14 protein-coding genes are annotated in these 12,672 nt (G+C 44.6%); 3 read left to right on the top strand and 11 right to left on the bottom strand.

Features of this window, described 5'->3' with window-relative positions:
* Window positions 1-46: 46 nt before the first annotated feature.
* Window positions 47-2,185, top strand: coding sequence for a phosphate acetyltransferase (gene pta, locus ACLD71_RS12510; RefSeq protein ID WP_137672625.1), 2,139 nt, complete (start codon window positions 47-49; stop codon window positions 2,183-2,185).
* A gap of 74 nt (window positions 2,186-2,259) precedes the next feature.
* On the opposite strand, the gene ACLD71_RS12505 is transcribed toward pta, so the two are convergent.
* The 8 genes from ACLD71_RS12505 to ACLD71_RS12470 all read right to left on the bottom strand — a co-directional run bounded on the left by ACLD71_RS12505 (window position 2,260) and on the right by ACLD71_RS12470 (window position 8,686).
* Window positions 2,260-2,820, bottom strand: a complete 561-nt coding sequence (locus ACLD71_RS12505; protein ID WP_411990906.1) for a hypothetical protein — start codon at window positions 2,818-2,820, stop codon at window positions 2,260-2,262.
* Window positions 2,821-3,336 carry an RNA polymerase sigma factor gene (locus ACLD71_RS12500; protein ID WP_411994860.1) on the bottom strand — a complete coding sequence of 172 codons (516 nt, stop codon included), beginning with the start codon at window positions 3,334-3,336 and terminating at the stop codon, window positions 2,821-2,823. It abuts the gene before it with no gap.
* A gap of 75 nt (window positions 3,337-3,411) precedes the next feature.
* Window positions 3,412-4,341 (bottom strand): DoxX family protein, encoded by a 930-nt coding sequence (locus tag ACLD71_RS12495; protein ID WP_411990905.1) that lies wholly within the window; start codon window positions 4,339-4,341, stop codon window positions 3,412-3,414.
* Window positions 4,342-4,764: 423 nt separating this feature from the next.
* Window positions 4,765-5,118 (bottom strand): P-II family nitrogen regulator, encoded by a 354-nt coding sequence (locus ACLD71_RS12490; RefSeq protein WP_137675003.1) that lies wholly within the window; start codon window positions 5,116-5,118, stop codon window positions 4,765-4,767.
* Window positions 5,108-5,902, bottom strand: a complete 795-nt coding sequence (locus tag ACLD71_RS12485; protein ID WP_411990904.1) for a DUF1538 domain-containing protein — start codon at window positions 5,900-5,902, stop codon at window positions 5,108-5,110. The genes ACLD71_RS12490 and ACLD71_RS12485 overlap by 11 nt, the downstream gene beginning before the upstream one ends.
* The gene (locus ACLD71_RS12480; RefSeq protein ID WP_411990903.1) at window positions 5,902-6,636 is read right to left on the bottom strand and encodes a DUF1538 family protein; all 735 of its coding nucleotides are present in this window, start codon (window positions 6,634-6,636) and stop codon (window positions 5,902-5,904) included. The genes ACLD71_RS12485 and ACLD71_RS12480 overlap by 1 nt, the downstream gene beginning before the upstream one ends.
* 114 nt (window positions 6,637-6,750) lie before the next feature.
* Window positions 6,751-7,635 carry a class I SAM-dependent methyltransferase gene (locus ACLD71_RS12475; protein ID WP_137675000.1) on the bottom strand — a complete coding sequence of 295 codons (885 nt, stop codon included), beginning with the start codon at window positions 7,633-7,635 and terminating at the stop codon, window positions 6,751-6,753.
* The gene (locus ACLD71_RS12470) at window positions 7,625-8,686 is read right to left on the bottom strand and encodes an AI-2E family transporter (RefSeq protein ID WP_303516011.1); all 1,062 of its coding nucleotides are present in this window, start codon (window positions 8,684-8,686) and stop codon (window positions 7,625-7,627) included. Before ACLD71_RS12470 ends, ACLD71_RS12475 begins: the two co-directional genes overlap by 11 nt.
* 97 nt (window positions 8,687-8,783) lie before the next feature.
* Between ACLD71_RS12470 and ACLD71_RS12465 the strand changes: the two genes are divergently transcribed.
* Complete coding sequence (locus ACLD71_RS12465; RefSeq protein WP_411990902.1) at window positions 8,784-9,263, top strand: 2-amino-4-hydroxy-6-hydroxymethyldihydropteridine diphosphokinase; 480 nt, start codon at window positions 8,784-8,786, stop codon at window positions 9,261-9,263.
* Here the strand turns inward: ACLD71_RS12465 and ACLD71_RS12460 are convergent.
* The gene (locus ACLD71_RS12460; protein ID WP_411990901.1) at window positions 9,222-9,935 is read right to left on the bottom strand and encodes an SDR family NAD(P)-dependent oxidoreductase; all 714 of its coding nucleotides are present in this window, start codon (window positions 9,933-9,935) and stop codon (window positions 9,222-9,224) included. The genes ACLD71_RS12465 and ACLD71_RS12460 overlap by 42 nt on opposite strands.
* 85 nt (window positions 9,936-10,020) lie before the next feature.
* Here ACLD71_RS12460 and ACLD71_RS12455 point away from each other — a divergent pair, with 85 nt between their 5' ends.
* Window positions 10,021-10,923 (top strand): TIGR01777 family oxidoreductase, encoded by a 903-nt coding sequence (locus ACLD71_RS12455; protein WP_411990900.1) that lies wholly within the window; start codon window positions 10,021-10,023, stop codon window positions 10,921-10,923.
* A 15-nt stretch (window positions 10,924-10,938) separates the two neighbouring features.
* Here ACLD71_RS12455 and ACLD71_RS12450 read toward each other — a convergent pair whose 3' ends face one another.
* On the bottom strand, window positions 10,939-11,799 hold the full coding sequence (locus ACLD71_RS12450) for a hypothetical protein (protein WP_411990899.1): 861 nt from the start codon (window positions 11,797-11,799) through the stop codon (window positions 10,939-10,941).
* A 104-nt stretch (window positions 11,800-11,903) separates the two neighbouring features.
* A complete protein-coding gene (locus ACLD71_RS12445; RefSeq protein ID WP_411990898.1) occupies window positions 11,904-12,596 on the bottom strand; it encodes a DNA-3-methyladenine glycosylase I in 693 nt (230 codons plus the stop codon).
* Window positions 12,597-12,672: the final 76 nt, after the last annotated feature.

Below are 12,672 nucleotides of genomic sequence, written 5' to 3'. Positions count from 1 at the left end.
AGCGTCGCTTAGCCTTGTTCTATTACTTAACTTAAGAGGTACAGCCGTGGCTCGTACAATTATGTTAATCCCAGTTGGCGTGGGTGTTGGTGTTACATCAGTCAGTCTTGGTATGGTTCGCGCCATGGAGCGCAATGGTGTAAACGTCAATTTCTTTAAGCCCATTGCGCAGCCAAAAAGCCGCGAAAAAGGCGCTGAACGTTCTACTGCAATCATTCGCCAAGCGTCAAATATTATTCCTCCTGAGCCCTTCACTCAGGCTTATGCTGAAAACCTAATCAGCGGAAACCATATCGACGATTTGCTAGAAGGTATTGTTGCACGCTTCAACTCTGCCACGTCTAACGCCGAAATAGTGGTAGTAGAAGGTTTAGTTCCAACCTCAGAATCTCCTTACGCCACCAACGTAAACTACGGTATTGCTAAAGCACTCGATGCTGACATGGTGTTTGTAACAAACCCTGGCAGCGATACTTCTCAGCAGCTTAAAGAACGCATGGAAATCGCATGTAACAACTTTGGTGGCTTGAAAAACAAACGCATCATTGGCTGTATCATCAACAAGGTTGGCGCCCCGATCGACGAGCACGAAATTACTCGCCCCGATCTTACTGAAATGTTTGATAACAAATCAGACCATTCAACCAACCTTGAAGTTCTGCAAATGTTTGGCAAAAGCCCGCTACGCATTCTAGGGTGTATTCCTTGGAACGCCCCGCTGGTTGCGCCTCGTGCTAAAGATTTAGCCAACCACTTAAATGCCACCGTCATCAATGAAGGTGACATGGATACTCGCCTAGGCCGCGTTACATTCTGTGCCCGCAGTATTCCAAATATGGTTGAGCACTTTAATGCGGGCAGCTTATTAGTCACATCAGGCGACCGTTCAGACGTGATTGTTTCTGCCTGTTTGGCAGCCATGAATGGCGTTAAAGTAGGTGCACTACTGCTAACTGGCGGTTACCAACCAGAGCCTCAAGTACTCAAGTTGTGTGAAGGTGCTTTTGCTACTGGCTTACCAGTAATGTTAATAAACTCAAACACTTGGCAAACGTCACTAGCTCTGCAAAGCTTTAATGCAGAAATCCCTGTTGACGACTCTCAGCGTATTGAGCTGGTTCAAGATTACGTTGCTGGTCACATCGACAAACATTGGATTGAGTCACTCACGGCTATTTCTGCACGAGCTCGCCGTTTATCACCGCCGGCTTTCCGTTACCAGTTAACAGAAATGGCGCGCAATGCTAACAAACGCATTGTTCTACCAGAAGGTGAAGAGCCACGTACTATTGCTGCTGCAGCTATTTGTGCTGAGCGCGGTATTGCTCGCCCAGTATTGCTAGGTAACCCTGAAGTCATTCAACGCACCGCGAGCCAGCAAGGTGTGGTATTGGGTGAAAATGTTGAAATTTTCAACCCAGCAGAAATCCAAGGCAAATACGTTGCACCAATGGTTGAGCTTCGTAAAGGCAAAGGCCTAACCGAAGTGGTTGCTAAAGAGCAACTAGAAGACAACGTTGTACTCGGTACAATGATGTTAGCCAACGACGAAGTTGATGGCCTAGTATCAGGTGCGGTTAACACCACAGCAAATACAATTCGTCCGCCGCTTCAGTTAATTAAAACAGCACCAGGTTACAACCTAGTAAGCTCAATCTTCTTCATGCTATTGCCTGATCAAGTATTGGTTTACGGTGACTGTGCAATTAACCCAGACCCAACTGCTGAGCAGCTAGCAGATATTGCGATTCAATCTGCTGAGTCTGCTGAAGCCTTTGGTATCGAGCCACGCGTAGCAATGATCAGCTACTCTACTGGTAGCTCAGGCTCTGGTTCAGACGTTGAAAAAGTGCGCGAAGCCACCAAAATTGCTAAAGAGCGTCGCCCAGAGCTCATCATTGATGGTCCATTGCAATACGATGCAGCCATTATGGAAAACGTAGCCAAGAGTAAAGCGCCAAACAGCCCTGTAGCTGGTAAAGCTACGGTGTTTATCTTCCCAGATCTAAACACCGGTAACACCACCTACAAAGCGGTACAGCGTAGTGCTGACTTAATCAGTATTGGTCCTATGCTGCAAGGTATGGCGAAACCAGTGAACGATTTGTCACGTGGTGCCTTGGTAGACGACATTGTTTACACCATCGCCCTCACTGCAATTCAAGCAGGTCAAAGAAAGGTGTAAATGCACCGTTCTGAAAAGCCGATCTTAGATCGGCTTTTTTTATACCTGCGATACAGCAGTTAACAAGCTCAGCGTTATTTAGCTAAACCAATTAGTAAGCCTTTTTCCTGCCATACCTTTACCGTAACGCCATCAACATTGAGCTCTTTTTGCTGAGCAATATTTAGCCAATCGTCAGGTAATTTAGCTTGGTAAAAGGTGTGTACCTGTTGGCTTTGGCGGTTTCTCACTTTCAACTGAGCCGCAATACGCCCACCAATACTGCAATAGCGACCACCTAATAATTCCCATTGTTGTTGGTCCAACTGGCTGGAATCAATCAAATTGAAATCCAAACGATTAAGGTGCTGCTGAATGTCATCAATAGACGAAGACACCACTTCCATTTGCATTTGGCTGTTATGGTTATAAGCAATCTCTTTAGAAATGGCTGAGTAATTAATTCCAGTAAACATATATATATAAACGGTAGCGGCCAATAAGCATGAGGCGGCGCTAGCCAACAACCAAGTTGTAGACTTAGGCTTTCCCTCTAAGGCTTGTAAATGTTTAAGCTGAGCAGCTGAGAGTGTTTGCTGTTTAAAGTAAGCACTAATTTGAGCTTTAAAGTTTCCGGTTTTAGGTTCCACTCTCATTTAAGATACCTCCTCAACCAAATGACTAAACTCATCGTTCAAACGCTTCTTTAAACGAGAAACCCGAGATAACAACGTTCCTCGTGCTACACCACTAGCATCTGAGATTTCTTGCATACTAAAACCCTCTACCGCCCACAAGTACAGCAACTCAGCATCGTCTGCCGAAAGTTTTTGCATTAACAGCGCAACGTGCTGCTGGTCAATCACCAAAGACTCCATATCCTGCCAATGGTCTTCAGGCTTAACCCATTCCGCCTGCAGGGCATCATCGGCAACCAATTCTAACTTTCGCCGACGATATTGATCGATAAATTGATTGCGAATCACCCGTATCATATAGGGCTTTAATGGCTCTGGTAACCTAGCCTGCTGCAGTACCTTTTCACAACAGCTTTGCAGTAAATCATAAGCTTGTTGGTCGTTATTGCATAACGACAACGCATAGCGATATAGCTGATTAAGTAGCTCGTCTGAAAAAACTGGTTTTGTCGGGCGTCTAAAAATTTTAAACATCACATCGTGCTGCTTATTAAGCAGACATTCCTTTGTAACAGAAACAAACTCGGCGCTTTAACGCCGAGTACCAACTCATTTACTGGTGGCTCGACTAAACAAATAGTAGCTTTTAGCTCGTTGAGCTAAATCGGCTAAACTAAACCGCTCACCACCACCTAACAGAGCGATTACCGCTCCAGCAGCTAACAAAGCAAACTCGCGCTTAAATCCGTTAAGGTTTTTAATAAAGGATTTATCTATAGAAAACTTCTGTAACATAAACCACAGCATCACCAGCGCACAAAGCAAAGCTCCCACTTTGAGTGTTTTTCCTTGAGCGAAAATCAATACTAAGCCTAGGGTAAGTAAAATAACCTGATGAGTAGCAAAACTGGGGATCTTTGCATAACCAGCAAAAAAGCCTGCCACAATAAAGGTCATTCCTAAAGAAAAACGAAGCAGTAAACCTAAAGTTTGCCAATCTACGTGATGCTCCTGGCTTGATAAGCGTTTGTCTACGCTATACAGCCCAGAGCCAAGATTGAACAATACAAACATCATTCCCGATAAGGTGATATCCCTAATCTGCACAAAAATAGCGGGAGAAGTATAAGTACTCACCCCAACAGACGCGCCAGGCACCGTGTCTACGGGCAGTGACACCACGAAAGTCCACAACAGGAAAGCATAAAACAAGGCTAATGGACGAACTAAAAACCCGGCGCACAACGCTAACCCCGAGAACAGCTCAAACGCGGATAAAGCGGTTAAGAAAGACCATGGTGTTAACCAGCCAGCAGAAAACAAATAATCCTGAAACAACTCATTAATGTAACCCGTAGTCCCCATGTAGTTGGCTACCATCGCTGCTTGGCTAGAGGGGTCGAGCAACAAACTCAACTTAGAGGTTCCGCCAATTATAAACACTAAACCAAGACCTAAGCGTAACCAAAGTGCCGCTGTATCAAACTGCTTTTGCTCCATCATCATTCCCTTTTTAACGTAATTTAATTGATATTGCATAGCAGTAACGAATCAAACGAGCATTTGATTGCATAGCTTAAGAATTATTTTCAGATTTATCACTAGAAGGAACTAACAGATCAAAGCGTAGATAAATGGGCGAACTTCCTTTTTTAAAGCCAACTACTGATGATCAACAATAAAGGTAAGTTTAAAATATTGTGCTCCAGCTGAGCTATTTTTGTCATAAACAACGCCAAGTAAAACTTGAATTGCAACAAGTTTTTTAAGCCCTTAAAAAGGTCGCTTCTTTTTTGAACAGCATTAAAATACTATTTAAAACAGCATCTTAGGTAAAAACACCCGTTTCATGCACACTTTAATCCACAGAATGTGTGGATAAGAAAGTTGAAAGACCAAAGTTATACACAGACGGTAACAAATAGTGAGCTGTAGGCTGTTATTTATTCACACTTATGTCGTTTATTCTTCATCTATAGGGACTTTGTGGGTTAAAGCTTGTATTTGATGGGCAACTCCAACAGCTTCTTCTACATCAAGCAAAACAGCGATACCTTGTCCTTCTTCTTGATCAAACTCAGCCACAGCACTGATCGTATTCAAAATGGGCTTGGCCAAGTGGCTTTCAACCACAAACAACAATACATCGCGCTGCGCTTCTAGATTCAAACCAAAGAAAGTTTTTTTACGATGAACCCCTTCGCCTCGCGCGTTGTTTATTACGGTTGCTCCGGTAGCACCGGCCGCACGTGCCGAATCTAATACCAAGGCTGTTTTTTGGTCGTCAACAAAGGCCAAAATGAGTTTAAATTTCATCTTCATCTCCTGACAAAGTAGAACGAGCTAAATAGTGAGTGATTTGGGCATAAGCCAAAACAGAAATAATTGGAAATAAGCTAGCGAAAGCGATTAAACCGAAACCGTCTAACAGTGGACTTCGACCAGGTACGGCTTCAGCCAACCCTAAGCCTAACGCGGTGACTAAGGGAACAGTAACAGTGGAGGTAGTCACCCCGCCGCTGTCGTAGGCCAAAGGCACAATGGCTTTGGGCGAGAACAGTGTTTGAATCACCACCAGCACGTAGCCGGCAATAATGTGGTAATGCAGCGGATCCCCCACCACAATTCGATAAGAGCCTAAAGCCAAACCAAAGGCCACCCCAAACGCTACCGAGATACGTAAGCCGCCAACCGAAACGGCCCCGCCAGACACCGCATTGGCCTTAATCGCCACCGCCAGTAAAGAAGGCTCGGCAATAGTAGTACTAAAACCAATGGCCGCCGAAAATAAGTAAATCCAAGCATAAGCCATCCAATGTTCAGAGACTTGGTAGTTTTCTGGCTGTTCAATACCCAAAAATTCAGCACTGGTGAGTTGCTTGGCCATAGACTCACCCAATGGAAACAGCGCTTGCTCCAAGCCCAGCAAAAACAACACCATGCCTAAAATGACAAAAACGGTTCCCAACAACAGCTGCTTGGGTTGATGTAAGGGGCGCTTAATCACCAAGTATTGAAACACTAGAATGGTCACCACGATGGGAAAGATATCGCCAAGCGTGCCAAATAATGTTTCAAAAAAAACCAACCAACTCGTCATCAATAGAAGATCCCATATAACATCACAAACATCATTGGCGTTAGGGATGCCAAAGCAATTAAGCCAAAGCCATCAAGCAAGGGGTTACGCCCCTTTATTGATGAGGCTAAACCCACACCTAAAGCAGTAACCAGAGGAACCGTGATTGTGGAGGTAGTCACTCCACCAGAGTCATAGGCTATACCTATGATTTCTTGCGGCGCAAACAGTGTAAGAATAACAATCAGTACATAGCCGCCAATAATGATTAGGTACAGTGGCCAGCCTTTAATAATGCGGATCACCCCAATCACAATCGCCAGCCCTACAGCAAAAGCCACACTTAAACGCAGCCCTGCCGCGTATTCCGCCATGCTGTCGGCGTTGTTTTCAATATGCCTAGCCTGCGCCGCAACGTCTGCTGCTTCTTTGGCAACAGCCACCAAGGCGGGTTCGGCAATCGTGGTGCCAAACCCCAAGCAAAATGCAAACGCCAGCAGCGCGCTTAAGCTGCCTTTATTAGCAAAGGCATGCGCCAAATTTTCACCTATTGGAAAGAGGCCCAATTCCAAACCCATCACAAAAAAGCTTAAGCCCAGCACCACCATCGCAGTACCCGACAGAATCTCTAATACATTGGGTAGTGGACTATCTAAAACAAAGAGCTGGAAAAACAAAATCACCACCACTATCGGTGATATATCGCGAAGACTTTTAATGAGAGAGGAAAAGAGGTGAGAGAAACGAAAGCCCATACTAGCTCCTTGTATTAACCCTTTACCTTAAGGGTTAATACAAGCTTAGCAGAGCCTTGTTAAGGCTTATGTTTAAGGCCGATAGAAAATGAAAAGTGTGAGCTTTACAGTTGTTTAAACGGGGCTATTCTCAAAAATGAGTACTTTTAAGCCATCATCTGGACTATGTTCCAACACAGTTTCCGGGCGGTCTAAAGTCTCTATTAAACGTAATTGTGGCGCTTCACTAGCAACCGCATCTAATAAAAACTGACAACTTAACCAAGGTGCATTTAAGCACAGCATGGCGATCCCGTTTCCGCTGAGTAAACTAGGCAGCTGACGAATAATTCTAGGGTAATCTTTCTCCACTAGAAAGCTGCCTTTTTGCATAGATGGAGGATCGGCAATCACTAAGTCATAAGGCCCATGCTTGCGAAGTTTTCCCCAAGATTTAAATAAGTCGTGGCCAAAAAAACGGGCTTTCTTATCATCTAGCTGATTAAGCCGTAGATTGTCGCGCCCCACGCTCAGCGCGGCTTTACTCATATCAATATTAACCACCGCATTTGCTCCACCAGCAATAGCAGCAACCGCAAAACCGCAAGTGTAAGAGAACAGATTAAGCACATTTTTAGCTTCGCTATGCTGCTTTACCCACTCGCGCCCTTTGGCCATATCTAGAAACAAGCCAAAGTTTTGATGTGTACCAACTTCAACTTTATAGGCTAAACCATGCTCATTAACCGTTGCCGGGGTTTGTTCACTGCCCCACAAATGCTTAACCGGCGCCATCGGCTGGTCTCGCTGTTGCAAGAAAACCCCTTCCACCAAGGGCTCTGCTTTTAGCTGCTCAAGCAATTGCTGAGTTAAATCTGCACTTAAGGGGGCATAAGCCACTATCAACATAATGGGTGGCAACCACTCAATGTTAAAAGACTCGGCGCCTTCAATACAGTGCCCGCGCCCATGAATAACTCTTAGGGCTTGCTGCTCAAGCCGGGGAAGATCAAGCTTCATCTATTTGTTCACTCTCTTTCGGTTTTAAGTCATCGGGATGGCTAAGAATACGTGAGAACCAATGGCCGCTATTGCTCGACTCCAAACCAATTTTAATGATCATAGTAAGAGGTACCGACAACAACATACCAACGCTGCCAAATAGCCAGCCCCAAAAAATCAATGATAACACCACTACTAATGACGACAGACCTAAACCTTTGCCCATGATGCGCGGTTCTACAATATTCCCCATCACCAAATTAACGCTAACGTACAAACCAGCCACCGCTAGTGATTGGCTCGCACCAAGTTGTAACAAGGCCAGTAATACCGGTGGAACCGCCGCAATTAACGAGCCCACATTAGGTATGTAGTTAAGCAAAAACGCTAAAATACCCCATAAAATGGCATAATCTAAATCCAATAAGCTCAACACAATGGTGATAGGAACAGCGGTAAGCAAACTAATCATGGTTTTCACCGCAATATAGCTATTAACCGATTTTAGAAACTTATTCACTTGAGACATGCGTACGCCGGGATTATGAATGGCGTCGTGCATGCGCTGTGGCATGGTGTCTGCCTCGAGCAACATAAAAATAGTCACTAGCAAAATAATAAAGATGTTGGCTGCGGCACCACTTAAACCGGTTAACGTATTAGCAAACAACCCCAATACAATGCCAGGGTCGAAGTAATCGGTGACAATATTCATCGACAAATCAATATCGAATTTAGCAGCAAACTCTCCTAGCCCAGCGAGCTGCACCAATAATTGTTCACGATAAATGGGAATTGAAGCCCGAAAATCGTTAACTGAACTTCCTACAACGCCTGCTAACAATACAATTAAACACACGATAAATAGCAGAACTAACATTACCGATAAAACCCGAGGAATACGCAAGCGGGTTAGAAAGCTAACGATGGGGCTAGCGATAATGGCGATAAACATCGACAACAAAAATGGAATAAGCACTGGGGTGGCGGCTTTTAACCCCGCCAATAAAACCACTAAAGCAGCAGCCGTGACCAAGCTATGGCGTATCGAGGTGGGTTGATTCACCATTCACTCCTAGAAATAACTGATTATGCTCAGCAGTTTAGCTTGCATATGCCTTGGCGAAAAGGCTAAATAAAACTCAATAACGAGGAGCGAGTGGCAGATGTATTATCTTTGTAGTCTTGGAAGCAATATCGAGCCATTAATTCACTTGCCTAAAGCGGTGCAAGAATTAGGCGATCGCCTACAAATAATGACCTTTAGCGCGTTTATTGAAACCACGCCCATGGAACTAGATACACCCAATAAGTTTGTTAATGCACTGGCTTGGTTTCAGTCAGAGCAATCATCAGCCCAGTTAAAACAGTTTTTTAATCAATTAGAGGCTAGGCACGGCAGAAATCGCAATGACCCTTTATCAAGCAGCAAAGACCGTAGTTTAGATATCGATTTATTTGGCCCTTGCCATACCCTTGCAACCTTAAGTAATACCCCCGTAGATGCATTTTTAGCAACGCTACAACAGCAACTATTTGCTAGCGCGCCCAATACCCTACCAGATAGCTTGAGCCTAACTATCGAACTCACTAACGGGCTTGTTTTACCACTGGGTGAGAGACCTACCACCATCAACTTTAATTGAACAACCCGTTAAATAGTCATTATTGATGAGCAGTTCTATGGATTGCCACACTGGCATTAAACCACCTTCTTTAGCTAACGGTGTTTGTGCCAACACCTTGTCTCGATGCTGTTGTTCATGTTCATCCAAAAATAACATCGGGCCCGGCTCAATCGCATTCACTCTCACCTCTGGAGCCCAATGGCTGGCATAAGATTTTACCAAATTAGCCAAGCCCGCTTTAGACGCACAATAAGAACGAAACGCCTTATGGGGTTGCTCAGCATATATATCTGTCATTGCTACCACATTCCCCTTGGCTTGTTTTAACGCTGGATAAAGCGCTTCATTAATCAAGGTTGGCGCTAGCATATGAACCGCATACATCGCGTCAAAAAACTCAGCCTGTTCTAAGGCACTATGGCAAGGGTCGTCTCTAATAAACAAAGAAGCATTGTGAATTAACACCTCTAAGCAATCACACTGTTGTTTAACTGCGTCAATAAAATCAAGCAATTGCGTTCGCTGGCTAAAATCAGCCTGAATAAGCCGCACACCTTTATTGCGTAATTCAGCTAACTCTGGCCTCTCACTACGATATTGACCAATAACCTGATAACCTAAGCCAAGAAACTGATGCGCAAGAAAAAAGCCTAAACGCCGCCCTACGCCAGTGATCAAAACAGTTGCCATCTAGCTTCCCATCCTTAAAAACTCTGCTATTGTTAACTAAATCAAAGAGTAACACGACTTGCCCTAACAAGGACTGCGTACCCTAATGAAAATTTTACTCACAGGCGGAACCGGGTTTATCGGTAGTCGCCTAGTCAAACACTTACAATTTAGTCACGAACTCACAGTGTTGTCACGTAACCCCATCAAGGCTTATCAAAAGCTTGGCCACAATCTATTGGCTATTCCTTCACTTGATGCCTTAGATAACCTTGATGAGTACGATGCGGTGATTAACCTAGCAGGTGAGCCCATTGCCAATAAACGCTGGAGCGAGCCTCAAAAAAAACGTATTTGTGATAGCCGTTGGCAGCTGACCGAGCAGCTTAGTGAAAAGTTTGCTAACAGCAGTCACCCGCCACATACCTTTATTAGCGGCAGTGCTATTGGCTATTACGGTGAGCAAGGCCAAGAAGCTGTAGACGAAGCCAGCATTATTGAAGATGATTCGTTTCCGCATACGGTGTGTAAAACTTGGGAGCAAACCGCTTTAAAAGCAGCCAGCGAAAATACGCGAGTATGTTTGCTACGAACCGGCATTGTGATCGGCATAGAAGGCGGCGCATTAGCCAAAATGTTACCTGCATTTCGTTTAGGTTTAGGCGGACCAATCGCTGGCGGCCAACAGCAAATGTCTTGGATCCACATTAGCGACATGGTTGATGCCATAATCTTTCTGCTAAACAATAAAGAATGCCAAGGCGCATACAATCTTACCGCTCCCAATCCCGTCAGCAATCACGAGTTTAGTGTCGCGCTAGCTAAACAACTCAAGCGACCTTGTGTATTACGTACTCCCGCTTGGTTACTAAACACCGCTTTGGGCGATATGGCCACACTTATCACTGGTGGGCAAAAAGTATTGCCGAAGCGCTTAGGCAACGAAGGCTTTAATTTTCGCTATAAAGACTTAAGCCATGCATTTAAAGAGATTTTGCTGCGCAGCTAATTGATGACTCAGCGACTACTCAACCACTACCGAGCGTAGTGGTTCAATCTGCCCTTCGTCTGCAAACAACTGCCGACGCCGCTCAGCTAAATACGCATCGAGTTGAGGCGATGATTCACAACGAATCGTTCCTCCAAATAAACCGGCAGCAATGCTTACAGCCTGTTTTGCCGAATGACTACAATCAACTTTTACCGCCACGTTGGCTTTAAATATCTCATTTTCTGTTAGCTCACGCTTTACAAGCGGAGACTTTCGTTTTGCCGGTGTACGCTTTTGTTGCTGATAACGACTCGCCTGCTGCTTAGCTAACTGGTGTAGTTGTTGCTGTTGATAAACCTTTAAATACGAAGCCGCCGAACGCGCTTCCACCGGTTGTACAGATTGTTCCTGTTGCTGCAAAGTTTCACTGCTGCTGGCCTTAGCATTTAACTGCGGCTGACTATTAGTGTTTTCAGCAATCACACTCTGAGACTGAGTAAGCTTACTATAACTGTCTAACCGGGTGAGGTCGTGACTAAGCGCAATTCCATTTTTTGATAATTTACGACTTTCTAAAGATTGACTACTTTCTGGTGCGGCGCTTGTTTCAATGGTTTCAGCTGGCTGAATTACCGGGTTCTCAAGCGCTAGTTGCCTAGGTGATTGTCGCTTATGTGATTGTTGTTCTGGCACTTCTGAGAAGGGGTCAGGTGAAAGCGCCGGTTTAATGGGGTCAAGCACTAAGCTCGCCTGAATCAAGCTAGCACCAGCCTTTTTCTTTAGTGGCTTATGTGGCTGGTACAAATCGCTGAGCAGCCAATAAAACAATCCACAATGCGCACTTATCGAAATGACTAAGGCCCATATTGGAAATGGCCTCCCTCGCTTACTCATCCCTGTTTAGCCTACCTAAGCTTAAAAAACAGTAGACTCATAACCCAGAGAGTAGTTCGGCTTAGTTTGTGCCGTTTTTGTCAGCGAAACCCATAAAGCGGTAACTAAAGGTTATTTTCACCAATAGAGTAAGCAACCGTTTGGCTAATGGCAGCTAATGGCATACCACTTTGTTGCTGCCAGCTATTAAACACTTGCTGCACCGCTTTCAAACCTTTAATGCTAGTAGGCGCTTTAGTCACCACGCCACGGTTAACTAAATAAGCCACCACATCACCAGACAAAATAAAGGTATCTTTACCCATGCGACGTAAGGCATAAGACGCAGAGTTACCGCCTAAGCGAGCACCATGTTTTTTGAGAAACAGCCACAAACCTACAATGTCATCTGTGGGCCACTGGGCAATAAATTTAGCAAAGCTGCCGTGTTCGCTAGCCATATCCAAAATCATTTGGGCATTCTGTGGCACGGTAATAATTTTTTGCCGATTACGAATAATCGACGCATCATTACATAAGCGTTCAATATGGCTATCATCCAGCATTAGCATTTTCTCGGGTTCAAAATCAAAAAATGCACGTTCAAAGTCTGGCCATTTGTTTTCTACTACCCGCCATACAAAACCCGATTGAAAAATAGTTTTAGTAAAAGCCGATAGCCAACGGTCATCGCTAATGCCGGCTAAATGTTCGCGACTTAATGGGGTGGTAAGTAAGTGTTGTAAGGCGGTATCGCCGCCTTTGCGCTCGGCAGCTCGTTGCCAAATAGAAGAAAAATCTTCAACCAAAACTTTCATCCTTTATTGGAAATCATCACTAGATAACTAGCATCAATAGCAATAATTCTAAACCGCTATGGGGCCTAGGGTCACT

Source organism: Agarivorans sp. DSG3-1 (assembly GCF_046774965.1).
Lineage (GTDB): Bacteria > Pseudomonadota > Gammaproteobacteria > Enterobacterales > Celerinatantimonadaceae > Agarivorans.
Note: the sequence above shows the minus strand (reverse complement) of the source record. Positions and strands in the feature narration are given on the sequence as shown.